This is a genomic window from Staphylococcus sp. GDY8P45P (assembly GCF_017892745.1).
GTDB lineage: Bacteria > Bacillota > Bacilli > Staphylococcales > Staphylococcaceae > Staphylococcus > Staphylococcus cohnii.
In genome coordinates this window covers 124,218-150,401 of record NZ_JAESLS010000009.1, presented here as the reverse complement: position 1 = coordinate 150,401, position 26,184 = coordinate 124,218, and the positions used below count along the sequence as shown (strand labels likewise).

Genomic DNA, 26,184 nt, shown 5'->3' with positions numbered 1-26,184 from the left:
TTAAGAAACTTTAATTTCTTGAAGATATTCTAATTGTGTAATAAATTATGACAATTAATAATAATACCCAAATAACAATAGATGCAATTTGTGTAATCACTGGATTGCTAACCATCGCATCGATTGTTTTTTGGCAAAATAATAAGCCAATTCCAGTAAATTCTAATCTTTTAAAGTAGACACCTGAAATACTAAATATAATACCTACAAAAAAGATAAATTGATGCGCATATAATGATACAGCAACGATACCTAAATTAAACCCAAAAGCGTGCGCAAATACCAAGATAAGCGCTGCTGCTGCAACACTGAGCCCTATCACTCTTTCAAATTTATTACTATAGAGATAATTTTTCCAATCAATCCTCAAATAAATGAAGATTGAAATAGGTAAAATAATTAAACAATAAAAAATGGATAAGCCCGTCGCTGCTTGGAACGGCACATACTGCTTATCATACAAGTAAGATAATAAAATAAAATTGATAATAAAAAATACAATTGGATTTAATTGTAATGTAAATAAATTGCGTTGAATCGTTAAAATTATTTCAGCTGGTGATTTCTTTCTGTATTCTATATAATCCAAATCTTGTGCTTCTGATTTCTTTAACTCTTTTTTCAATTTTCCTTTAATATCATCTATAAGATTGGGAGAAAGACCTTTATGAGTGAAATAATCATTGATATTTTCTATTAATACTTTGTCATTGACTCTCATGATAGGCTCCTTTTTTGTTAAATAAGTATTTTATTTATTAATAAAATTAGACTTTCACTTATTGTAACAATAAAATAACCGACAAGTATATAGCTTTAAACTTGTCGGTTATTATTCATTTTAATAATTACAAGTGAAGATTATTTACCAATATCAATGCGATAAAGTTTAATATTTTTATCACTAGGTGATGGAGAACTAAATTGATAAGATACTTGATTGTCTTGAACATATCCAAAGTTGCCTGTTACTTTATTATAATGTTCACGAGCAACTGCTTCGCTGCTTACAGCATTTTTCACTTCTTTATATGATGGTCCATTTGTATCGTTGTAACTCATTGATACACGTATGATTTTACCATTATTTTTCTTACCATCTGCAGTTACCACAAGGACACCATTATCTTTTTTAAATTCATAATAATGTTCTGAGCCATCAGGTTTATATGAATAAACTGGTTTTTTATTATTTTTTAATACTGATTGAATAGAACTTCCTAATTTCGCACCTTCTAATGATTGATCACCATGTTGCAATTCATTAACACTTTGGATAGAGTTCCCTGATGCTGCTTCAACACTTCCTGCAGAAATACCAGAAAATGCCAAACCTGTAACTAAAACTGCTGCACATATTTTTTTCATAAGCACTCTCTCCTTTATATTTAACTTACCTTCATTGTGCTTATTCACATTGTACTATAAATATTACTAAAATAACAGTGATGTTACAAAATGATTACAAAGTAGTGTGGTGTTGTAATATATCAAGAAATCTATCAATCCGTTAAAATTAAGATGCTACTTGAAGATGTTGTTCTATAAATCTGCTCACATCGTTGATAAATTTATCTTTTTCTTCTACAAACGGATATAATCCAGATTCTTCGAAAACTCCAAATTGGGTATTTCCGATATAATCCGCAACTTCTTTTGCTTCAAATATTGTTGTTCTTTCGCCATGTTGTCCAACAATAATTAATGTGGGTAAATCTAATGATTTTAAATAATGCATAACATTATTATCAATAAATGATTGTTTTACCGCTTCAATTTCTGATTTCGTAGACAAGCTGTTCGTATTTTCAACTTGTTTTAAGAATTTTTTTGCTTTTCTTTTAGAATAATATAATTGTTTATCAAGGAATTTTTGTTGTGTTTCATCATCCCAATTTCTAATTTTATCCGAATATTTTCTATATAAACGCTCTTCAGGCGTGATGTCATTCAATAGTGTAGGATTCACCATCGTTAATGATGACACTGTTTCTGGATATTGTGTTGCAAATAATGCAGCAATTGAACCACCTAATTCGTGAGCTATGATAGAACATTCATGAATGTATAGATAATCTAATAATTCCTTAATGTCTTTTGCATATGTTCTGAAATTGATTTCATTCGGTTTATCGGAATAGCCATGACCTCTTAAATCGATAAGTACTACCTGATAATCTTTATTAAATTTAGTTTCTAAATCATTAAACACTGTAAAGTTATCAAAAGCAGTATGAATCATGACAATTGCTTTACCTTCGCCACTCGTCTTGTAATTTAATGCGATACCATCACTTGTTGTAAATAGGTTCATCCTTTATCTCCCTTTCTTATTAATTGATAAAATGGAAAGTAGTTCTTCCGTAGTTTTAATCGTAAAATCTACTTCTTCTGGTAAAGGTGTTAAATCATTTTCATTATCTTCGTTAAACCAAATGCTAATCATACCCATTGCTCTTGCAGGTGCTACATCATTGAGTGGATCATCACCAACATAAATTGTTTCTTCAGGTTTAGTTCCTAATTGTGACAGCATATCTTCAAAAATTTTAGGGTGTGGTTTGCGGTAGCCTACAGTTTCAGATGTAGATAAGTAATTGATACTATCTTCAATGCCTAGTGCGTGCAGTCGGAATTGCTTGATTTTCGACTTACCATTTGCAATAACACCAGTCAAATAACCATTTTCAGTTAATTTTTCTAAAGTATACTGTGTATCATAATAAGGGAATACATATCTGTAAAAATGCATTTCAAAATCACTAAACAAATCTTTCCAAGTTAGGCGGTCTACGTGAAAATCTTTAATGAGCGCCTTATATAATTCGGGTTTGTCATGATCTTCATCATCATCTAATGCTATAAACTTACGTTTGAAGTCTTCCAATTGTATGCGTACAAAATAGTCATGAAATCTTTCAAACTGCTCTTCTATAAATTTTTCTCTAGATTTTTTTCTATCTAATAATGTTCCTTCTAAATCAAACACAATTGCTTTTACTTGAGTTAAATCCATAATCATAACCTCTTCAATCTTAGGTTTACCTTTTACTTAACCTTAATTAATAAATATCATTATATAGTATAAACTGTTTCAAGACGATAGGGATTTTTAAGTTTATTCTATGCTCCGTGGTTGAGTAATCATGAGGTAAAATAATACCGGTATGCCTAATAATGCTAAGATAATACTAGCTGGAATTTCAAAGGGGCTTAATAATGTACTCCCTAACCAATCTGACATTACCATTACTATACCACCAATCAACATATTTAGTACCATTTGTTGTCCAAGATCGAAATGTTGACCCTGACGACGTACAAGTTGAGGAATGATCATGCCTATAAAGCCAATTATTCCCACATATGCAACAATAACTGCGGTAATCAATGATGCAATCAATAACACGCCATATGTTAAAAGTTGTACATTTAAACCTAGAGATGTGCCTTTCAAATAGCCTAGCTGTAATATCTTAATTTTTGATATTACACTACATAAAATAATGATACCAATTAATAACGTAATGCCTATATAGATTACCTCGTTATACTCTGCAGATGAAAAACCGCCAAACATATAATTCACAATATTATTCATCTTCTGTTGATTAAAAATAATCAATACATAAAGAAATGCGTTAAACAGCGCACCTATCATAATTCCAGATAAGATGAGCGTTCTTATCGGATAACCTTTAGACATAGCAGTAGTGAGTGAAATCACTGTGATTAATGTTATAACACTAAAAATGACAGAAAAGACCGGTAACCATAAAAATGATAACCCTAATACGACCGCTATACCAGACCCAAAAGTTGCCCCACTTGCTAAGCCCAATGTAAAACTATCAGCTAAAGGATTATTTAATAATGTTTGAAACATATGACCTGCTAATGTTAAACCTATCCCAGCTAATAATGCTTGTAGTGTTCTAGGCACTCTAACTTGAAATAAAATGGATTGTGACAATGTTTCGTTAATATTTCCGATATTCCAAAGCATGCTTAGCAACATACTGATAGTGAGTATGACGATACAAATAATGAGTGCTTTATTATATTTCATGTCTTTGCCACGCTTTCAATAAAATCGTTCAGAAATTATGAATTATAAAAATAATTATCGTTCATTACTAAAATGGTATATATTTTTAAGATAAAAGTAAATATTGCATTACAAATTATTCATAAAAAAACGTCAATTCTATATAATTTCTATAGTAATTGACGTTGAATTGTTAGCCAAAAATATTTAGAACTTAGGCTAATCTATCTCTGTATTTTAACGTATTATTGTTCATAAATAGCTTCTTTCAATTTTTTCAACCCATCATCGATACGGGGACCTGGTCTTGATATTTCATCACCATTAACAGCTTTAACTTTATTATGCTGTACAGCTTTAATTTGACTAAAACCACCGCGTTTGCGAATCATTTTTTGATATTCAGACGATGAAATGCCCATTGTCGATATCATCAAATCTGGATTTTGCTTAATAATATCTTCTTTACTGACTTTTTGCCAACCGTTTAAATTAGAAAAACTATTTTCTGCTTTTAATTGTGTCAACATATCATCAAAAAATGTTTGTTTTCCTGCAGTGTATATTTCAGGTTCAGATGAAATTTCCATGAAAACTTTTTGCCCTTTTGCATCATCGGGCACTGAATTTTTTACACGTTCGATATTTTGTTTTGTTTCTTTAACAAGTTTTTTAGATGCTTTTTCTTTATGCGTAACCTTACCAATTTGCATAAATGATTCATACATTTCATCAATAGATTGTGCATCTTTCACATAAACCACTTTCACACCGTTATCTTTTAATCCTTTAAGTACTTTATCATTCGTCGCTTTTTGAGATTCATGTGCCAAGATTAAATCTGGTTTGGCTTTCATCAATGATTCCTTATTAAGTTTCATCGCATCAAATTGTTTTTTATCTTTCACTTCTTTAGGGTAATCATCTACGGTTGAAACACCTATCACATCATCACCCAAACCGAGTTCATATAATATTTCAGTATTACTTGGCATTAGAGAAATAATACGTTTATAAGTGTGACCTTCAGATTGACTATCATGCTTCTGGTCTGACTTAGTGCCACAAGCACTTAAGATTACTATAAAAACAAGCAACAGACATAACAATTTAGTTCTTTTTTTCATACCTTAATCTCCTAATAGTTGTTTTATTCTATATTACCAAACTCTTATCTCAATCGTTAAGTCTATTTTATGAAATTTATTTTTCAAAATAAGTATCTAAAAATGTATATTTCTTTTCATTTTTCCCATTAAAGTAATTTTTTCCAAAGTTATCTAATAATGCATGAAATTCGTTAGCATCTGTATTCGTAAAAGTTTCAGGCAGTTGAATATGCTGTTTCAATTTTTCATAACTTTCTGTATTTGCATAACCTAATTTTTTATAAATCCTTCTAGTATAACTATCTGGAATAAAAGCGACTTCTTCAAAAATATATACTAATAAAACATCTGCCGTTTCACTACCAATACCCTTAACCTCTAATAAAGCATTACGCAACTGATGTTGATAATATGATCTTACAGCTTGATAATCAAAATCAAAACATTCCAGCCAAGCAAGTATATTCAAAATCGTTCGAGCTTTATTTTTATAAAACCCACTAGATTTTATAATCGTTTGTAAAGATTCTAACTTCAAATTTAAAATCTGCTCAGGATCAAATTCAGTCTTCACTTTTAATTGTTCGAGCGCATAAGCTGCATTTCTCCAATTGGTATTTTGTACTAAAATCGCCCCTAATATCACTTCGATTTTCGACTCAGCAGGCCACCAATGTTGCGAACCCATATGTGAAAATAATATTTTATATAACGACTGAGTATCTAACATGTAAGCACTACCCTCCCATTGGTCACAATGAAATAACAAATATCAAAAAAGAGCAAGTAAGATTTGGTGATAGTACTGATGAAATCACATCAAACTATGATTAACAAACCTAAACTTGCTCCTAAATAAACGTTTACTTTAATTAAATAATGATTACATCGACTCTGGCGCTGTTACGCCAACAAGGTTCAATGCATTATGTAGCGTAATTCTCACTCCATCAATTAATGCAATTAACGCTTTTGTTTTTTCTAAATCATCTGTTAAGACTTTTTCATCGTTGTAAAATTTATGGAAATGCGCCGCCAAATCTTGAATATAGTTTGTCATTCTATGTGGTGCTCTGTGTGCTGCAGCATTTTCAATCGTTGATTCAAATTCTGCAATTTTTTTCATGAGTTCAATCGCTTTGCCGTTTGTGATAAACGAATAATCTGCATCAGTTGAAGGTTCAACACCTTTTTCTTTAGCTTGTTTTAATATTGAACAAATACGTGCGTGTGCATATTGCGCATAATATACCGGATTATCTTGCGATTCTTGTTTTGCTAATTCCATGTCAAAATCAAAATGGGTATCAGGACTACGCATCGTTAAGAAATAACGCGCAGCATCCACGCCTACTTCATCCATGATTTCACGTAAAGTAATTGCATTTCCGGTACGTTTACTCATTTTTACTTCTTGGCCATCTTGCATTAAACGGACCATTTGCATAATTTGAATTTCAAGGCGTTCACTATCAACACCAAATGTTGCCATCGATGCTTTCAAACGCTGTATATAACCATGATGATCTGCACCAAATAAGTTTATTAATATATCATTACCACGTTCAATTTTATCAAAATGGTAAGCAATATCTGGTAAAAAGTAAGTATAATTGCCATCTTTTTTAATTAATACGCGGTCTTTATCGTCTGAGAAATCAGTGGTACGTAACCATGTTGCACCGTCTTCTTCATAAGTATAACCAAGTTCAGTCATTTTATTAAGTACTTGTTTGATTTCACCTGATTCATAAAGTGTTGTTTCGCTAAACCAACTATCATAGTGTGTATTAAAATCATCTAAGTCTTTTCTTAGTTTTTGCATTTCGTAATCAACACCAAGTTGTCTAAATGTTTTAATACGTTCTTCTTCGTCTAAATCTTTTATCTCAGGTTGTTTCTCTGCCAAATCTTTACCAATATTAATGATGTCTTTTCCATGATAACCACCCTCTGGCATTTCAAAAGAATTATCACCAAGCGCTTCAAAATAACGCGCCTCTATTGAACGTGCTAAATTAGTAATTTGATTACCCGCATCATTAATATAATATTCTCTTGTTACATTATAACCAGCTGCTTCTAATATATTAGCCAACGTGTCGCCAACTGCCGCATTACGCGCATGGCCTATATGTAAATCCCCCGTAGGATTAGCAGATACATATTCTAATAAAATGTTTTCACCATTTTTTTCTGCTTTATGGCCAAATTGATTGCCTTTATTTATTGCTTCAGTAATAATCGCAGTCAAATAAGCACTATCTAAATAAAAATTGATAAAACCAGGCCCTGCAATATCAACTTTTTCAACTTGTGCAGCCGTTGTATCCAAATTATCAACAATTGCTGTTGCGATTTCGCGTGGATTACGTTTCGCTATTTTTGTTAAAACCATTGCTATATTTGTTGAATAATCACCATTTTTATTATCTTTTGGTATTTCAATTTTAATTTCAGGCATTTCGTTCATATCAGCAAGTTGTGCTTGTTGAATACTTTTCTTAATTTCTTCAACTAACGTTTGCTTGACTTGTTCGATTATGTTCATTTACGGCATCTCCTTGTAAGTAATTTCATATTGATAAGACCCCATCTTCTCTTCATCTTGAATTAAATCATAATGCACTTTCAATTTTCCACCGTTATCATTTACAAAATGTAAAATAGAATGTGTATAAACGGTAAGCGGTATGCGCCCGCCACTAATTTCATACAAAGTAATCGTATCCTCGCCCTCTACAAAATGAAGGTTTAACTTAATGTCACCATTGCGGATAATCTTTACTCCTGAAGTTTCAATTTTTACCGTCACGTTAACTGTTGCTCCGTCTATCTCTTCTTGATAACGAATAAAATCAGCTTTACGCTTTTGCCAAGATCCTGTAGTAGACAATGAGAATTTTTCTTTGTTATCGAATTGCTTAACAACTTGTTTCGTTTGGATTTCAACATTGTTTTCCAATGTAAGTTTCACCCTAATCTTTAAAATAATACAAACCATTATAGCATACTTGAAATATGCAAAACAGTTGCTAAAATTAATTTAAATACATTATCTATATTTTTATAGTTAATATTACAACACATTCACTTTATTCTAAAATCACACATAATAAAAGAGTAGAAAACAAAATCAAAATTTCAATTTGATTTCGTATTTCTACTCTTTTCAATTCACACAAATATCAAACTGTGTATTATAAGACCATTAAAACACCTTAAATCCACTTCATATCGTATAATCATTAAAAACTAAATGTTGTTACTCCGTCTCCAAAGATTCGCGTAATGAAGCGTCAGAGTTATTCCACATATCTATATCATGTGATTTAAGAAACGCTGCTAATATTTTTTTATTGTGGTCGCCAATTTGGTCAATTTCAATATAATGTTTCATTGATTTATCCATCATATTCACATGTTCTGGCATGCTTTTGTAACCTCTGCGAATACTTCTATTTACTAATAAATAGCAAGCTGTCAATCCAGCATAAAACGGTCCATTTTCGCCACGTTCTGTCGTAACCCAACACAACCAATATTCTTTTGCTTCTTCACCTTCAACGGTCTCTTTATCTTTAATCCATTTGACACCTTTTTCAACACTGGAACGTGCATGCATACCTGCAATATCAATAAATGCCTCTTCATTTGCAACATCGATAAACACAGGAGCTACGTTATCTAAACTTATAGAGCCAATATTGGTACCTTTGTGCCCATCCAGTGGATCATTTTTAATAATATTAAATTTAAATCCATTATTTTCAGCCATCAGTGTCCACCTCCATATTAAAACAAGTAGTTATGTAATCGTTATTTTCTCATCATACATAAGTTGTCTATATTAAAATTTTGCCATATTTAACAATACGATAAAAGTAATCAATTTTTAATTGTTTAATTCAATTCATCTAATATACTATTAATAGCATTTCTAACTTGGTCATCTTCTATATCAGAAATAAATTCTTTTGGATAATATAATTTATAATCTTGTCTATTAATGCCTGTAATACTATGAATAACTAAGGATTGACTACTGATTTCTCTTATTTTACCATTACGTCTCAACAAATGAATCGGCTGTCTGTCTGATCCTGGACGATCATAATCATAAGGCAAGTCTGAAAATGATTCGCTTACAAAGTAATAATTCGGATCTATACCTGCTTGTATAAACAAATCGGTTAATTCTGTAATTGTAATGATAGAACCATCAAATGGCATATATTTAAACAAATCACGATTAATAAATCTGCGTGACAAATCACTCAATATAGCATCATCTTCATTAATCCATGCTTTTAAGTAATAAACTACAACCGCTTCATCTAAATCTACATATTGTTCAATCGTCATAGACTCTTCAAAGAAAGGAATAAAATCAGCAGGATATTTTTTAAATGTGTAGCCTTCATTATAAAGTTGCTTTGCTCGTTTCAAACAATTGTTAAGCAACACTTCTCCACCCCGACTAACTGGATGGAAGTATACTTGCCAATACATTTGATAACGGCTCATAATGAAGTTTTCTACTGCATGCATACCACTTTCCTTAATAAGCACTTCATCTTTTGAAGGTCTCATTAATCTCAAAATACGTTCCATGTCAAATTGTCCATAACTAACACCTGTAAAATAAGCATCACGTTGCAAATAATCCATTCTATCAGCATCTATTTGTGAAGAAATCATAGATATGACCAATTTATTTTCATGTGTTTTATTAATAACATCAGCTACTTGTTGCGGGAAATCTTCAGAAACACGTCGTAATACACTGTTTACTTCTGTCGGACCAGTAATGATTTTTTGCGTAAACTGCTCATGATCTGTATTAAAAATCTTCTCAAAGCTATGTGAAAATGGTCCATGACCTAAATCGTGTAATAATGCAGCACATAATGCAAGTGGACGATCATCATTATTCCATGCTTCACGACCGTCAAATGAATCATCAATTAATCTTCGAACAATCTCATATACACCTAAAGAATGTCCGAATCTACTGTGTTCAGCGGTATGAAATGATAAGTATAATGTACCCAATTGCTTTATACGTCGTAAACGCTGAAATTCCTTCGTTTTAATCAAGTCCCAAATCACTTGGTCTCTTACATGAATATACCTATGAATGGGGTCTTTAAATACTTTTTCTTCAGGTAACTTTTGTGTAGCATAAGTTGTAAAAGTCAATGTCGTCCTCCTATTCATACCTTGTTAATGTGCAATTATTTTAAAGTTTTTCGCATCAATGCCAAATCCATTTCTTCCCCATACATCACATGCATATATGAACGCACACGTTCAAACCCTTTTTGTTCATAAAAAGATACAGCTTCATCATTCTTATTATCAACTTCTAAAAATACTTCATTATATTCATCTTGGAAATACGCCAAGCCTTCTTTCAGTAAATCAGAACCATACCCATGATGTTGCCATGAGGGTCTTACATAATGGGCTGATAAGAATAATTCAGTGCCATATATAAAATTAGCGAAACCAATAATCTGATCATCTTCTTCAATGACTAAGAATAATTGTTCTTCTAATCTTTTAAGTAAATGTTGTTCATTATATGAAGCAGCTAATAATTCATTTACAGTTTTAGCTGCATAGATATTTAAATAAGTATTATACCAAGCTTTTGTTGCTACATCTCTGATGCCTACAACATCCTCTGGCGCTGCTTTTCTAACTTTGTGCATGTTGGTTCCCCCTATTTATAGTAGGTAATAATACTCTTATTATAACATAATTTTAGTGTTCCAAATACTTAATCTATTCAAATGAAAATAGCTTGGACAATAGATAACAATTGCCCAAACTATCTCTAAACATTATTTAATGTATCTTGCCATTCTTGTGCGCGGTTTAATGCGTATGAGTCTTTATCAATATCTCCTGGTTTTTCAGCAGTTCCAATTATATAACCAGATAGCGTAGCACCTAAAAATTCTAAGCTATATTTCATTTGGGTGATACATGGTTTGGCTTTTACTTTTGGAAAATCTCCACCGACAATAATGAGTCGAAAATCTTTCTCAGCCATTTTCGCTTTGAAATCTTTATAATTAGGATCCATTAAAGTTTCAGACCAATGATCAATGAAAGCTTTCAAAGAAGCAGACAAACTATACCAATAAACAGGTGACGCAAAGATAATTGTATCACTGGCTAACACTTGGTCTATAATTTTTTTATAATCATCTTCATAAGCATCTATTGTTGTCCCATCATGCCTTACATCTCTCACTGGATTCAATTGATACTGTGTTAAGTCAAACCATTTGTAGTCGTGTCCTGATAAAGCCATTTTAGTCAATCGAGCAGTATTCCCTTCCGGACGACTGCCCCCGAACAAAACTGTAATCATAATAATCTCCTTTTAATCCTTTTCATATATTAAAATATTTCATTAGAGACATCTTAATAATCTTACACAAAAGTTCATAAATATAACATGCGTTTACAATATTATATTATAGCATTAAATGATTTGCAGGAAAATTTATAAATTTATATATTTCAATTTAAATTTTAAAACTTTATAAAATGGGAGTAGGATAGCAATCTAATTTTCTTAAAAAGATTTCGTCATCCCACTCCCGACAAGGATGACTAGAATTGAAAACGCATAAAGGCATTACCTGAACTAGCTCATGCACAAGTCCCACTAACCCAATAAATTGTGAAGTGATTTAAGGATTACCTGAGCTAGCTCATGCATAAGTCCCACTAACACAATAAATTGTGAAGTGATTTAAGGATTACCTGAGCTAGCTCATGCATAAGTCCCACTAACACAATAAATTGTGAAGTGATTCAAGAGTTACTTGAGCTAGCTCATGCATAAGTCCCACTAACCCAATAAATTGTGAAGTGGGACTAAAATTTTCAATTAAGTCATCTACTGACAATTTGAAACAGTCTGGACATCATTGATTCGTCCTAGACACATTGTATTATTTTCTAGGAAATAATTCGTTTATTTTTTCAATTTCTTCTTTAGTTAAATTAACCTCTAACGTTGTTAAATTATCCACGACTTGATGTGGTTGTTTTGCACCAGGAATCACGACATCCAATGAAGGCTGGGTTAAATAGAATGCAAGTACAATATGTGCAACATCTACGTTATGATTATCTGCAATATCTCTTAACTCATCAATTTTCGCTAAATTTTCTTTGAATTTTTCCCCTTGAAATTCTGGATTCTTAGCACGAATATCATCAAATTGTGTATTTTCAGTATACTTACCGGCTAAAAGACCTGATACTAAAGGAAAATATGGAATAAATGTAATTTGATTTTCTTTTGTATATTCAAACACATCTTCATTTTCACGATTTAGCAAATTATATTCCATTTGTACAACATCAACATAGCCATCTTTATTCGCTTCTTTTAGTTGATCTAATGTAAAGTTAGAAACGCCGATAGCTTTAATCTTGCCTTCATCTTTTAAATCTTTTAATGCGGCAACTGCTTGATCTTTAGGCGTAGTGTCGTCTGGAAAATGAATATAATACAAATCAATATAATCTACTTGAAGACGTTTTAAACTTTTTTCTACCTGATCTTTAAGAAATTCTGGGGCATTAGACATTTTCACATTACCATCTTCATCAAAATAATGTGCACCCTTTGTGGCAATAGCAAACTCGTCTCTAGCAAATTCTTTAACCGCTTCTCCAACCAATTCTTCAGAACGTTCTGGACCGTAGATATATGCTGTATCTAACAATGTAATACCATTTCTCACTGCAGTACGAACTGTTTCTTTACCTTTTTCTTCATCTAAATCATTATAAAAATTATGTCCACCAACAGCGTTTGTACCTAAAGCAATCGGTGATACTGTTACATTTGATTTTCCTAATTGAACTTTTTCCGTCAAAACAATCCAACTCCTTATATTTTAATTTTGAAATATTTATAGAATCTCTGGCTCAAAGTGTTTTTGTATACATTTGTTTGAAAGAGAGTAAGACCGTACAATCAACAAACGTATGAACTGCTGAATACTATAATATATCTCTACCCTTTTTCATTCAGTTTAATAACGTGGTTATCACATAGTATAAATGTATATAACCTAAATATTCAGATTCACTTCATAAGTCAGCGTGACGATTTATTGTGTTAACTAGTGACTCTAAATCATTTATCGTCTTGTAATTCAGTTATTTCAAATATCGCTAACATGACTCATTCTAAACATATATGATTTAACACGTCGTGGTGAAATAACTACATTAAGTTGTTGAATAACTTTTGAACCTCTACTCAAAATTTAGCATGTTTTCGATGAAACCTTGAAGTAAAATGCTTGAAAATTAAGTTGCAAAAATTTAAGCATTATTGAGATTGGACAGAAAGCTAATTTTATTAAAAAGATTTCATCGCTTCCCTAATAAGAATGATTACAATTGAAAAAAGCAAGATGCAATGTATGTACATCCTACTTTTGAATCATTGTTTATTTGATTGTTGTGATACATTTTTAAAGTGTCCATTTAATTAATGTAGACGCATATGACAATCCACCACCAAACCCAACTAATAACATGAGATCACCTTTTTTGAGTTGATGTGCTTGAACGGCTAAGTCAATCGATAACGGTATCGTTGCCGATGATGTATTACCATAATATTTAAGACTCATTAACGCCTTATCTTTTGATAGATTTGCCTTTTCACATATTGATTCTATCATTCTGGCATTGGCACTGTGTGGTGCAAACCAATCTATATCTTCTTTTTTATAATTCGTATCACGCATTGTATCATCAATAATATTTGGGACATTGCCGACAGCCCATTTATATACCCCACGGCCATTTTGTACAATATGGCCAGGATTTTGTAAATCTTCGCCAAACATTGTATGAGAAAGTTCCGAACAATATAAATGATGTCCTTTGTCGCCATCCGAGCCAGCACTACTAGATATAAAGCTCGTTTCATCTTCACTGTATTCTACTAAAAATACTCCTGCACCATCTCCAAACAATATACACGTATTGCGGTCTGTGTAATCTGTAATTCGTGATAATGTTTCTGCGCCAATGACTAACACTTTTTTATTTTGGCCAGAAGTAATTAGACCATTAGCGATATTCAAGCCATAGGCAAAACCTGCACAAGCTGCATTAATATCAATAGCCCCTGCATTTTTTAATCCTAATTTCGCTTGCACATAAGATGCGACACTAGGTGTTTTATAGTCTGGTGTCAACGTAGCATTGATGATCATATCAACATCATTTAATTCCACTTGATATTTCTCTTGTAAATCCAACACTGCTTTATAACTGATATCACTCGTATATTCATCTTCAGCTACGATTCTTCTTTCAACAATCCCAGTTCTTTGTTGGATCCATGCATCAGAAGTATCAACAATCTTCTCGAAATCCTGATTATCCATTATTTTCTCTGGTACATAAGCACCTTGCGCAGTAATTTTTGCAAATGAATTCATATCATAACTCCTTTTATCAATCTGTAATCTTGAAATTTCAAAATCCTATTTTAATCATACTCATCTTACAACGAATGATAACACAATCAATCCAACACCTATATAAACTATAATAACTTCCAAAGTAAAATTAATATAAATAACATTTTAAATAATCATTTATAATTTATCATATGAACTAAAAATATAATAATCTTTAATTGACTTTTCATAATTTTTGAATTATTATTCATTTCTGTTAGCGTTTACATTATTTAAAATAAAGGAGCAACAAAATGGAAAGTGATGATATCAAGCACTTGGTTGAATCTGGTCAACTATCTGTAGGCATTGAATTAGGCTCTACGCGGATAAAACAATTGCTATCGCACCTAATTGTGAAACAATTACAACAGGTTCTTTTGAATGGGAGAACAAATATGAAAATGGCTATTGGACTTATTCCATTAATGATGTATGGGTAGGCATCCAAAAAAGTTATTCTGAAATGTCACAATCAATTAAAGACAACTATCATACTCAACTTAAATCCTTAGCTTCTCTAGGCATTAGTGGTATGATGCATGGTTATTTAGCTTTTGATGACAACGATGATTTGTTAGTACCTTTCAGAACTTGGCGTAATAACAATGCGAACAAAGCTGCACAACAATTACGCGAAGATTTTAAAGTTAATATACCAGAACGTTGGAGCATCGCTCAGTTATTCCAATCAGCAATAGATGGCGAAGCGCATGTCAAACAAGTTAGTTATCTAACTACCCTTGCTGGATATGTTCATTGGTATTTAACAGACAAAAAGGTATTAGGTATAGGAGATGCATCTGGCATGTTCCCAATTGATAGCGAACGTAAGTATTTTCGCCAAGATTTATTAAAACGCTTTAATTCATTATTTCAAAAATTAGGTTATACACAAGACATTAGCGATATGTTACCAAATGTTATTGTAGCTGGACAAATTGCCGGTTATTTAACAGAAACAGGCGCTAAACTCATCGATCCAAATGGTGAATTGGAGTCAGGATGTCCAATGTGTGCACCAGAATCAGATGCTGCCACAGGCATGGTAGCAACCAATAGTGTAGCACCAAAAACAGGAAATATTTCAGCCGGAACTAGCATATTTTCAATGATTGTACTAGAAAAACCGATTGTCAATGTATATCCCGAAGTTGATATTGTAACAACACCTGATGGTTATGATGTTGCAATGATACATGCTAATAACTGTACATCTGATATCAATGCTTGGATTCATTTGTTTGAGGAAGTTTTTCAACTCATGAATGTAAAGTATGATAAAAATGAACTTTTCACTAAGTTATTTGAAAGCGCTTTTAGCGGAGATGAAGACTTAGGGAAACTATTATCCTATGGCTATATTTCTGGAGAATTCATAACAGATGTCAATCAAGGTTATCCGATGTTTCTACGTCATGTTGATAGTGCATTTAATATTGAAAACTTTATGAAGACACATATTTTCAGTGCCTTTAGCACTTTGAAAATTGGCATAGATTTATTAAAAGAAAAAGAGAATATTCAAATTGATAGCATGTTAGGGCATGGTGGTATTTTTAAAACAGACAAAATCGCACAATCCTTCTTAGCTGCAGCATTAGAATCGCCAGTAAGTGTTATGAAGACTGCTAGTGAAGGAGGCGCATGGGGTATCGCAATATTATCCCGTTATTTATTAGAAAACCAATATACAAATTTGGCCAATTACTTAAACGTTAAAGCTTTTGATAACACTGATCAAATCACTTTAAATCCCAAACCACAGGATATTGAAAGTTTTAGAAATTATATTCAAAGATTTAAAGCATTATTACCTCTCCAAAGACAGATAGATGAATATATTTAAACACGATTAACATTTTAGAAATCATATTTAAAGATTAGGAGAGATTTTTGTGAATACACTAAGTACAGATAACTCTAAGCAATTTTTAGGCTTACCGATAACTTTAATTTGGGGTTATATCGCAGTTGCTATTTTCATGACTGGCGATGGTATTGAACAAGCTTTTTTATCAAAATATATTGTTAGTATTGGATTTGAATCGCAGCAAGCATCTGCAGTCTTAACACTTTACGGTCTTATTGTTGCAGTTGCATCTTGGCTTTCTGGTATTTTAGCTGAAATATTTAGTCCGAGAAAAATAATGGCGCTTGCGTTTATCATTTGGATTGTTTTTCATGTAGGATTTTTAACTTTAGGACTAGAGCAACATAGTTATCCGATGATGTTAATTATGTATGGTATTAGAGGGTTTGCCTATCCGATGTTTATCTATAGCTTTGTCGTCTGGATTACATATTCAGCTCCAAAACATCGCCTAGCTTCAGCTATGGGTTGGTTCTGGGCAATGTATTCCGTAGGTATCGGGTTTTTAGGAACCTATCTACCTAGTTTTACAATACCTTGGATTGGATTTATGGGGACATTATGGTCATCCATAATATTCATTTTAATCGGTGGTTTAATGGCTATGTTCTTAGTTAAAGATAGGAAAGGTTCTGAGAAAGAAACTGATAAACTAACACCAAAAGAGATATTGTTTGAATTCGCTAAAGGTATAACAATTTTAAAAAACCCACAAGTTGCTATTGCTTGTGTGGTTAGAATCATTAACCAATTAGCATTGTTTGGACTTGTAGTCATCATGCCAATCGTATTCACTGATACTGTAGGATTCACTACATCAGAATGGTTGAGAATTTGGGGCTTAATGTATATCGTAACCATATTCACTAACCTATTTTGGGGTGTGGTTGGAGATAAAATTGGATGGGTACGCCAAGTTCGTTGGTTTGGTTGTATAGGAATGGTGATTTCTACATTAGCATTTTACTATTTACCAATATGGACTGGCCCCAACATTTGGGTTGCCGGTGCAGTGGCGATTGTATTCGGTTTTGCTGTCGCTGCATTTGTCCCGATGTCAGCCATTTTCCCTATTTTAGAACCAAATCATAAAGGCGCCGCCGTTTCTATTCATAACTTATCCGCTGGCTTAAGTAACTTTGTTGGTCCAGCAATCGCAACCTTAACAGTACCAATAGGAGGCCCTGTACTAACTATTTGGACTTATGCAATCATTTATTTTATAGGATTTATACTGACTTTCTTTATGAAAGTTAACCAACCAAATCATTAAAAAGGACAGGTGTTTGAACATGACAAATATATTAGAACAATTCAAATTAGATGGAAAAGTAGCAATTGTAACAGGAGGTGCTATGGGTTTAGGCAAAGCTATGGCTACCGCATTGGCTCAAGCTGGTGCTAATATCGTTATTGCAGATATTAATGAAGAGATAGCTGATAATACCGCTAAAGAAATTAGTGAAACTGAAAATGTAGAAGCGATTGCACTAAAAGTGGATGTCACAAATCCAGATGCTGTAAATCAAATGGTTGAAGAAGTTACAAAACAATTTAATAAAATTGATATTTTAGTTAATAACGCTGGCATGACAATTAACGCAAAAGCTGAAGAAATGTCATTTGAAGATTGGAATAAAGTCATTAATTTAAATCTAAATGGCATTTTCTTAGTTGCCCAATCTGTTGGTCGCGTAATGATTAAACAAGGCTATGGCTCTATCATTAATACATCCTCTATGTCAGGACTAATTGCTAATAAACCACAAGAACAATGTTCGTATAATGCTTCTAAAGCAGGTGTCATTATGTTGACGAAAAGTTTAGCTATGGAATGGTCAAAATATAATATTAAAGTCAATACAATAGCTCCAGGTTATATGAAAACAGAACTTACGAAACCATTCTTTGATCAAGGTGGAGAAATGATTGAAGACTGGATGGGATTCACACCTATGGGTAGACCAGGCACACCAAATGAACTCGGTGGCATCGTTGTATATCTTGCTTCAGACGCTTCTTCATTTGCCCAAGGTAGTGTCTTCACAATCGATGGTGGTTATACAGCACTTTAAAAATCAATAACATATATGATCCTGATTTCAATAAAATCAAAAAACACTTTTGTTCAATACTCATATTTAATGGTGAAATGAACGAAAGTGTTTTTTTATTCAGTAGTACAAAAAAAGATTGAACTACATCGCGCAGTTCAATCATTTCATATGTGACAATTTGAGTGTCTATCATTTGCTTTTCTTCTTAGCTAATTTTTCTTTCAGCTTACGATCTTGTTCTTCTTTACGTCTTTTACGTTCCTCATTGCGTTTTCTAAGACGCTCTTCCTCTTCCGGATCCCTTGGTTTTTGCAATTGTTTTTCAATTTTTTCCATAAGCTCATCTTCAGACAAGGCTGCTAATGGGCGATTATTAACAAATGCAAAAGTTTTACGTCGACCAGGTCCACAATACGATTGACAACCAATTTCTATTTCTGCATTAGGATCTAATTTTGTTAGTTTTTTCTCCAAAGATTTACAATTAACGCCCTGACAATCATCGCAGATTAAAAATTTATTTTGCAAAATTAATCACCCTCACCTTTCCATTCATAAATGATTAACACATTTTTTATTATTCTATGTAAAATATGCGCTTAATTGCCTATCCAAAGCCACATTAATACGTTTATAATGATAAATACAACTCTAATTATTTTACTCTATTTAGGCATTTTTTCAAGTTCTTCCTCAAAAGTATATAACATGGTCATGAAAGCATATAATTAAACGTTTATGATACTTACTTTTGCTATATGCTTTTCTGTCATTTATTATAAAAATCAAACCAAAAAGAGGCTGGACAAATTAATTGTCACAGCCGTTGCACTACTCAATTTATTGATTTAGTAAGTCTTGTACATGAGATTCAGCTCAGTAAAGCATCAACTCTAACTATCCATGTCCGTTAAGACAATGTAACCATTTAAAAATTGGGTTTCTGTCTTATCCCTTTCCTTCAAGCTTATTGCCCATGATAAATACTAAACTCTAACGGTTTCACTTCATTTTCTAACCATTCTTTATAAATTGATTGTTTATCTACTTCATTATTAATAATTGTGATACCGCAATCGCCGCCACCTGCACCTGATGTTTTAGCAGCACCACCATATTTTTCAGCTACAGAGCATAACACTTTCAAATGTGCAGTTTCAATATCGATTGTAGCCTCATTATCCATAGATTGAATAATTTCACGATTCATACGAATCATTTGCTGTACACCTTTGATATGATTGGTTTTAAAGGCATGAATCAATTTCTCTACACAAGCATGAGAACGTTCTAAAAATTTTCCGTAAAACGTAGGATCGGATTTCAAACGTTTTACTTCACTAACTAAATGATGCGAAGACGCAGGTGATCCTGTCCATCCAATTAAAACCTCCATATTTTCTGGTGGTTGTAGTGGTTCAATATGTAAACCTGGCCAGTTTTTATTTAATACTTCATTAACAGATGTATCTTCAATTTGCTGTGATACCCACTCATGATCAAATGTACTATAAGCAAGCCAGCCTGTGTATACACTGACAGCGATATCCCCACAAGAACTCAAACTTTGTAATTTCATATTTGCAATCACTGCAAGTTTATAAATATAAAGATTTGATAAATGCATTTCATAAAATTCATTTAAAGCTTTTACTACAGATACTAGTACCGCTGCACTTGAACCCAAACCGTATTTATGACCATTAGCATCATCTAAATTACTATCTATCGTTAAATTAAAATGTTTTAAGTCAATGTGATTGCTGCTCACAAATTGCTCAAAAACTTCTATAGCTGTGATAACGTATTTTAATTGTTTTGCTGCATGTAAATCAGATACGACTATCTTATCTTCTTCTCTTTGAAAGGTAACTGGCTCATGATGTAACGTTTTTGAATGGATTGTACCTTCTGGAGCATTAGAATCCTCAATTGAAGCTGTTACAAATCTATTAACAGCTATTAATACAGATTTATATCCAGGTTCAGTAACAGCATATTCACCTGCAATATAGAGCTTACCTGGCGCTTTTACTTGAATCATGTTATCTCTTCCTTACTCAATAATTTCAACACCTGTACGTGTAATATCACTTGCAATAATTTGATCATCATTAAATGATTTTTGTAGTGCATCAATAACTGCCTGTTGATTTTTCTTTTCTACTAAAATTTTAACATTGGGCCCTGCATCCATTGTAAAATAACAAGGATAACCAGCTTCACGACATTGATGTACAATATCCATAGCTAAATAACTATCTTCTACCATGTATGTAAAAGGAGGCTGTGAACCTAAATTTGTTGCATGCATCCTCAAACCATTCTCTTCGATAACTTCTCCTAAATACTTAAAATCTTTGTCATCAATCGCATGTTTAACTGACGCTATGTCTTCATCTACGTGATCTAACCAGTATTGGTAAAAACGAGATGTATCACGCGTATGTGACATACCGGCACGACTGGAAACTTTTTTTGTTTTATTATTGATTACTACAAATATCATAGATAAATCATCTTCCCAGTGATCTGCATCAATCGGGAAACTGTATGATGTTGTATCATCATAACCTTTTTCCCACTCTACAAAACCTCCATAAATACTTCTAGAGGCTGATCCTGATCCTCTTCGGGCAAGTCTAGATAATTCTTTACCCGTTAAACCAAGTTTTAAAGCTTCATTACATGCTGCTGCTAACGCGGCATAAGCACTTGCTGATGAGGCTAAACCTGCAGCTGTTGGTACGAAATTATCACTTTCGATGTGTGCGTACATAGATGTTTTACCCAGATCTCTAACAATATCCATAAAACGACGTATTTTAATTGCTTCAGAATCATCTACTGTTTGTCCATTTAAAATCAATATATCTTTCGTATATTGTTCAGAAAAAGTTACCTTAGTCTCTGTATAAAAACGATCTAATGTTACCGACAAGCTATTATTCATCGGAATAATATAGGCTTCATCAGCTTTCCCCCAATATTTAATCAGTGCAATATTTGTATGTGCACGTGCTTTGCCACTACTAACCACCTTACTAACCTCCTAAATATTCAATCCAAGTATGATGTGCACCCAATGATTGCGCACTTTCCACAATTTTTTCAGCCGTTTCTAAAGTAGAAGCGAGAACGATCATACTTCCGCCTCTACCTCCTCCAGTTAATTTACCAGCAATCGCGCCTTGTTTTTCACTAACTTCTAACAACTGTTCAATTTTTTCATGACTAACAGTGAGTGTTCTTAAATTCTCTTGGCACAAATTAAAGACAGTAGCAAGTTGTTCAAAGTTATGGTGTTCTATAGAATCTCGAGCTTCATGTACCAATTTGCCGATATGTTCGACAAAGCTAAGATACCCGCTATCTGCTTTACATAAATTATGTACATCTTCTACTGCTTGTTTCGTTGAACCACGAATACCAGTGTCTATTACAACCATATATCCATTTAAGTCTAATGGTTTCAAGGTAGTAACTTCACCTTTTTGAAACCAAACTGGCTTGTTAGATACTATGGTTTGTGTATCTATGCCACTTGGTTTGCCGTGCGCTATACGTTCTGCCCAATTTGCTTCCTCTATCAATACTGCATCTGTTAAAGGTTTATTTATATAATCAAAACTCGCACGTACAAATGCAACTGCCATTGCTGCACTAGATCCTAAACCTCTCGATGGTGGCAAGTTCGTATCTATAGAAACTTTTATGGGTGTTTCAATATCATATTTATCAATAAATCTCGTTATTACTGATTTTAAGTGTTCTGGTGCGTAAGCCAATTCACCGTCATAAACTTCACTTTTGATATAGGAAGATTCAGTCACATTTAAAGATTCAATTAATGCACTCACTCTTCCTGTCGTAAATGGAATCGCAATTGCAGGCTCTCCAAATGTCACCGCGTGCTCACCTATTAAAATCACCTTGCCATTCGCTTCCCCATAACCTTGTTGTGCCATATTTTCAATCACCTTTAGTATTTTCTTTAAATTTAAATAATATATGCTTTGCACCGCGATTTTTTTGTTAATCTTAATTTCATTCCTAGTTATCTTAACATTTCCCAGGAAATTCTGTGTTTAATAGTATTTAGCTAGCGTATTCATATCTTTTCATTTTTAATCAAGAAGAAATTACGTGCATTTTTTACACAACTCAATCAATTTTACACAAATCAAATTATATTATCTCACAAATTTCATATATTGACATACGACTCGAGCCATAGTTTTTTTAAAATTTGTATCAAAATTGAACAAAATGAGCAAAAAGTTAATACCTGCTACTAATTATAAACAATACTTTTTTATTATAAAACGCGATGAACTATTATTCAAAAACTTCACTTTATTTTATTAATTTATTTTTGATTTTTAACGTATACTTTCACTATATTACTTATTTAATTACTATAATTCAACAAATAATAGTAATATCTTCCATTATGTAATTATAAATAAAAAGACTAAAAACGAATACAATGTATCGTTTCTAGTCTTTGTCTCATTCGTCCATTTTTTGATTAACTTTAGCATTGCGTTCAATCATCTTGTCAAAATAACCTTCATATCGCTGCCACTCATCATCCGTAATATCATCCATTGTCAAATTAGCGCCTAAATCTTTTAACGCATATAACAACTGGAACATCACGTCTTGAACTGTTATCGTTCTGCCTAATAATTGCGATAAAGACGCCATACATTGAGGATTAATATCAGGGTATTCAAATTTAGTACTTTCACCTTGTAATGCGCGTTCATAAAATGCTCTCATTAATGCAGCACGTTCACTGCCATCTCCTTCAACGCATAGATATACTTGGACAGCTATGCCACCTCGAACACGTCTTTGTGAAATACCGGCAAATTTCTTCCCGTTAATACTTAAATCAAATTTCCCTGGACAATATGATTGTTCAATCTCATAGGTCTCAATTTCAACATCATCATCTTCAAACATTTTTGCCACTAATAAGTACATGACTGAAAATGCTTCATCAATCGTAATGTCATGTTTGCCTTTAAAAATAAGTGATATATTGAGTACACCTTGGTCTAGTACGACACCTAGACCACCTGAGTTTCTCACAATCGCATTATACCCTCGTTCTTCGGTTAAATAGCGAATACCATCTTGCAAATGCGGTAACCTTGAGTCATGGATACCCAAAATGATTGTATGTTGGTGTATCCAAGTACGTACCACACTACTTGATAAGTCTTTTCCGACACTTTCTGACAAAGTATCATCAAATGCAAATGACTGCATCGGTGCTAATCCAGAAGAATGGTCTACATAACGCCAAGTGGCACTATTAAAATACTTACTTGCTAGATCCATTATTGTAATGTTTGCGCAGCAGTGATGATTGATAAATTATACACGTCTTCTATTGAGCAACCACGAGATAAATCATTTACTGGTGAATTAAGACCTTGTAATACTGGGCCTACTGCATCATAACCACCAAGACGTTGCGCAATTTTGTATCCAATATTACCTGCTTCTAAACTTGGGAAAATAAATACATTTGCATCGCCTTGAATTTGTGCATCTGGTGCCTTTTTCTTAGCAACTTCCGGTACAATTGCAGCATCAAATTGGAATTCTCCATCAATAACTACATCTTTAAGTTGATCAGTTTCAACTTTTTCTTGTGCTAACGCTACAGCGTTCGAAACTTTTTCAACATCATCTGATTTTGCAGAACCTTTTGTTGAGAAACTTAACATTGCTACACGTGGTGACATGCCAAAACTTTGTGCAGATTTTGCACTTTCTACTGCAATCTCAGCTAAATCTTGTGCTTCTAATGTAGGGTTAATTGCACAATCACCAAAGATATATTGTTCTTCACCTTTAATCATAAAGAATATACCTGATGTTTTAGTTACACCTGGTTTTGTTTTAATAATTTGTAGTGCCGGACGAACTGTATCACCTGTAGAATGTGCAGCACCACTTACTAAACCTTCAGCCTTACCAGTATATACTAGCATCGTACCAAAGTAATTTACGTCTTTTAACATTTCTTGAGCTTGGGCTTCAGTTGCTTTCCCTTTACGACGTTCAACAAAAGCTGTCACTAACTCTTGTTTCAACTCACTCGTTTCAGGATCGATAATTTCTAAGTTCGAAATATCTAAACCTTTGTCTTTAGCTAACGCATTAACATTTGTTTCATTACCTAATAATACCGGTGTTACATAATCCGTACTTTGTAATTGTGTTGCCGCAGTTAATACACGTTCATCTTCTCCTTCAGGTAAAACAATTTTCACATTTTTTCCTGACAATTTCTCTTGTAATACATCTAATAAAGACATATGGGCCTCCTCAAATTTTTAATACTATTATTTTTTCCATTACTATTATACGTCATTTTTTTATAGAATTCCATGTCACCAATTTGTAATCATTTACTTATGTTTTATAGTTACCTTTATGATAGAATTTTCAGTGTAGATATAGAATTATTTCATAAAGGAGCGATTCAATATGCCACAAGCGCCAGAAACTTTAGATGGTTGGTATAGTTTACATTTATTATATGCTATAGATTGGGCTAGTTTACGTCTAGTCCCAGAAAACGAACGTCAAACGTTAGTTGAAGAGTTACAAGCATTTTTAGATAAACACGAAGAAGCGCGTACTAACCATGTAGGCGATCATGCATTTTATAATATTACTGGTCAAAAAGCAGATATTCTTTTATGGGCATTGCGTCCTGAATTAAAAGGTTTAAATGCTTTTGAAAATGAATTCAATAAATTGAGAATCACAGACTTTTTAATTCCGACATATTCGTTTGTTTCTATTATTGAATTAGGCAATTATTTAGCAGGAAAATCCGACGAAGATCCTTACGAAAATCCACATATCAAACCAAGATTGTACCCAGAATTACCACAATCCGAATATATTTGTTTCTATCCTATGGACAAACGTCGTAATGAAACTTATAACTGGTACATGTTATCACTAGAAGACCGACAAGAACTTATGTACAATCACGGTAAAATCGGTCGTCAATATGCTGGTAAAATCAAACAATTTATCACAGGTTCTATGGGCTTTGATGATTTCGAATGGGGTGTTACTCTATTTGCAGATGATCCACTTCAATTCAAAAAAATTGTTTCTGAAATGAGATTTGACGAAACGACAGCACGTTACGGTGATTTTGGTAGTTTCTATGTAGGTAACATTATTACAAAAGATAGTTTACCAACACTTTTTGAAATATAAATATCGTTATATTCTTTCGTCACACCCCTTCATTTAAAATGGAGGGGTGTTTATATATATCATTTTTTATTTTTCATCCATATATAACTAGCATTGTGCCTCAAATCTAAGTTTTTCAATCATACAGCAATTTTGTTTTTCATGTTTAATACAATTACAATAGCTATATAATTCAATAACTACGTTTAACTTTGAAAAATGAGCTTCTGAAGACAAATGTTCCGATAATACGCATGCATCAATCGCTCTAACTTTCTACTTCGTTTCGCTTGGTTCACCTGCGCTTCGCATGCATCAATCGCTCTAACTTTCTACTTCG

General features: G+C 32.8%; 24 protein-coding genes and 1 pseudogene. 4 read left to right on the top strand and 21 right to left on the bottom strand.

Annotated features, from left to right (window positions below; translation table 11 throughout):
- Positions 1 to 10: 10 nt before the first annotated feature.
- The 15 genes from KA873_RS10565 to KA873_RS10495 form a co-directional block, all read right to left on the bottom strand.
- Positions 11 to 721 carry a hypothetical protein gene (locus KA873_RS10565; protein WP_019468423.1) on the bottom strand — a complete coding sequence of 237 codons (711 nt, stop codon included), beginning with the start codon at positions 719 to 721 and terminating at the stop codon, positions 11 to 13.
- 140 nt (positions 722 to 861) lie between these two features.
- Positions 862 to 1,368: an SA0570 family protein gene (locus KA873_RS10560; RefSeq protein WP_181187669.1), complete on the bottom strand. Its 507-nt coding sequence runs from the start codon at positions 1,366 to 1,368 to the stop codon at positions 862 to 864.
- Between the two features lie 148 nt (positions 1,369 to 1,516).
- Positions 1,517 to 2,314, bottom strand: a complete 798-nt coding sequence (locus KA873_RS10555) for an alpha/beta fold hydrolase (RefSeq protein ID WP_183077219.1) — start codon at positions 2,312 to 2,314, stop codon at positions 1,517 to 1,519.
- Between the two features lie 3 nt (positions 2,315 to 2,317).
- Positions 2,318 to 3,016, bottom strand: coding sequence for an HAD family hydrolase (locus KA873_RS10550; protein WP_107386216.1), 699 nt, complete (start codon positions 3,014 to 3,016; stop codon positions 2,318 to 2,320).
- Positions 3,017 to 3,118: 102 nt separating this feature from the next.
- Positions 3,119 to 4,069, bottom strand: a complete 951-nt coding sequence (locus KA873_RS10545; RefSeq protein WP_107383657.1) for a FecCD family ABC transporter permease — start codon at positions 4,067 to 4,069, stop codon at positions 3,119 to 3,121.
- 224 nt (positions 4,070 to 4,293) lie between these two features.
- A complete protein-coding gene (locus tag KA873_RS10540; RefSeq protein WP_107383656.1) occupies positions 4,294 to 5,175 on the bottom strand; it encodes an ABC transporter substrate-binding protein in 882 nt (293 codons plus the stop codon).
- Positions 5,176 to 5,251: 76 nt separating this feature from the next.
- Entirely contained in the window at positions 5,252 to 5,887 is a 636-nt protein-coding gene (locus KA873_RS10535) for an endonuclease III domain-containing protein (protein ID WP_107383655.1), read from the bottom strand.
- Between the two features lie 153 nt (positions 5,888 to 6,040).
- Positions 6,041 to 7,708: an arginine--tRNA ligase gene (gene argS, locus KA873_RS10530; RefSeq protein ID WP_181187666.1), complete on the bottom strand. Its 1,668-nt coding sequence runs from the start codon at positions 7,706 to 7,708 to the stop codon at positions 6,041 to 6,043.
- Positions 7,709 to 8,122, bottom strand: coding sequence for a YwiB family protein (locus KA873_RS10525; protein WP_019468431.1), 414 nt, complete (start codon positions 8,120 to 8,122; stop codon positions 7,709 to 7,711).
- A gap of 300 nt (positions 8,123 to 8,422) precedes the next feature.
- The gene (locus KA873_RS10520; RefSeq protein ID WP_107386218.1) at positions 8,423 to 8,935 is read right to left on the bottom strand and encodes a YwhD family protein; all 513 of its coding nucleotides are present in this window, start codon (positions 8,933 to 8,935) and stop codon (positions 8,423 to 8,425) included.
- Positions 8,936 to 9,060: 125 nt separating this feature from the next.
- Positions 9,061 to 10,377 carry an HD domain-containing protein gene (locus KA873_RS10515; RefSeq protein WP_181187665.1) on the bottom strand — a complete coding sequence of 439 codons (1,317 nt, stop codon included), beginning with the start codon at positions 10,375 to 10,377 and terminating at the stop codon, positions 9,061 to 9,063.
- A 17-nt stretch (positions 10,378 to 10,394) separates the two neighbouring features.
- Positions 10,395 to 10,874 carry a GNAT family N-acetyltransferase gene (locus tag KA873_RS10510; protein ID WP_107383651.1) on the bottom strand — a complete coding sequence of 160 codons (480 nt, stop codon included), beginning with the start codon at positions 10,872 to 10,874 and terminating at the stop codon, positions 10,395 to 10,397.
- 125 nt (positions 10,875 to 10,999) lie between these two features.
- Entirely contained in the window at positions 11,000 to 11,542 is a 543-nt protein-coding gene (locus KA873_RS10505) for a flavodoxin family protein (RefSeq protein ID WP_107383650.1), read from the bottom strand.
- 589 nt (positions 11,543 to 12,131) lie between these two features.
- The gene (locus tag KA873_RS10500) at positions 12,132 to 13,067 is read right to left on the bottom strand and encodes an aldo/keto reductase (protein WP_210140338.1); all 936 of its coding nucleotides are present in this window, start codon (positions 13,065 to 13,067) and stop codon (positions 12,132 to 12,134) included.
- Positions 13,068 to 13,673: 606 nt separating this feature from the next.
- Positions 13,674 to 14,654 carry a ketoacyl-ACP synthase III gene (locus tag KA873_RS10495; RefSeq protein WP_107383648.1) on the bottom strand — a complete coding sequence of 327 codons (981 nt, stop codon included), beginning with the start codon at positions 14,652 to 14,654 and terminating at the stop codon, positions 13,674 to 13,676.
- 275 nt (positions 14,655 to 14,929) lie between these two features.
- Here KA873_RS10495 and KA873_RS10490 point away from each other — a divergent pair.
- From KA873_RS10490 to KA873_RS10480, 3 genes and pseudogenes are all read left to right on the top strand, one after another.
- Positions 14,930 to 16,524, top strand: a pseudogene (locus tag KA873_RS10490) (xylulokinase).
- Positions 16,525 to 16,573: 49 nt separating this feature from the next.
- Positions 16,574 to 17,821 (top strand): MFS transporter, encoded by a 1,248-nt coding sequence (locus tag KA873_RS10485; RefSeq protein ID WP_107383646.1) that lies wholly within the window; start codon positions 16,574 to 16,576, stop codon positions 17,819 to 17,821.
- 19 nt (positions 17,822 to 17,840) lie between these two features.
- Positions 17,841 to 18,623 (top strand): glucose 1-dehydrogenase, encoded by a 783-nt coding sequence (locus tag KA873_RS10480; RefSeq protein WP_107383645.1) that lies wholly within the window; start codon positions 17,841 to 17,843, stop codon positions 18,621 to 18,623.
- Positions 18,624 to 18,794: 171 nt separating this feature from the next.
- On the opposite strand, the gene KA873_RS10475 is transcribed toward KA873_RS10480, so the two are convergent.
- The 6 genes from KA873_RS10475 to pta form a co-directional block, all read right to left on the bottom strand.
- Complete coding sequence (locus KA873_RS10475; protein WP_107383644.1) at positions 18,795 to 19,133, bottom strand: YuzB family protein; 339 nt, start codon at positions 19,131 to 19,133, stop codon at positions 18,795 to 18,797.
- A gap of 439 nt (positions 19,134 to 19,572) precedes the next feature.
- Positions 19,573 to 20,649, bottom strand: coding sequence for a phosphomevalonate kinase (locus KA873_RS10470; protein ID WP_107383643.1), 1,077 nt, complete (start codon positions 20,647 to 20,649; stop codon positions 19,573 to 19,575).
- Positions 20,650 to 20,661: 12 nt separating this feature from the next.
- Positions 20,662 to 21,645, bottom strand: coding sequence for a diphosphomevalonate decarboxylase (gene mvaD, locus KA873_RS10465; RefSeq protein ID WP_107383642.1), 984 nt, complete (start codon positions 21,643 to 21,645; stop codon positions 20,662 to 20,664).
- Positions 21,646 to 21,649: 4 nt separating this feature from the next.
- The gene (mvk, locus tag KA873_RS10460; RefSeq protein ID WP_107383641.1) at positions 21,650 to 22,573 is read right to left on the bottom strand and encodes a mevalonate kinase; all 924 of its coding nucleotides are present in this window, start codon (positions 22,571 to 22,573) and stop codon (positions 21,650 to 21,652) included.
- Positions 22,574 to 23,117: 544 nt separating this feature from the next.
- On the bottom strand, positions 23,118 to 23,957 hold the full coding sequence (locus tag KA873_RS10455; protein WP_210140330.1) for a lipoate--protein ligase family protein: 840 nt from the start codon (positions 23,955 to 23,957) through the stop codon (positions 23,118 to 23,120).
- On the bottom strand, positions 23,957 to 24,943 hold the full coding sequence (pta, locus tag KA873_RS10450) for a phosphate acetyltransferase (protein WP_040030111.1): 987 nt from the start codon (positions 24,941 to 24,943) through the stop codon (positions 23,957 to 23,959). Before pta ends, KA873_RS10455 begins: the two co-directional genes overlap by 1 nt.
- 172 nt (positions 24,944 to 25,115) lie before the next feature.
- Between pta and hemQ the strand changes: the two genes are divergently transcribed.
- Positions 25,116 to 25,865, top strand: coding sequence for a hydrogen peroxide-dependent heme synthase (gene hemQ / locus KA873_RS10445; protein ID WP_154409560.1), 750 nt, complete (start codon positions 25,116 to 25,118; stop codon positions 25,863 to 25,865).
- Positions 25,866 to 26,184: the final 319 nt, after the last annotated feature.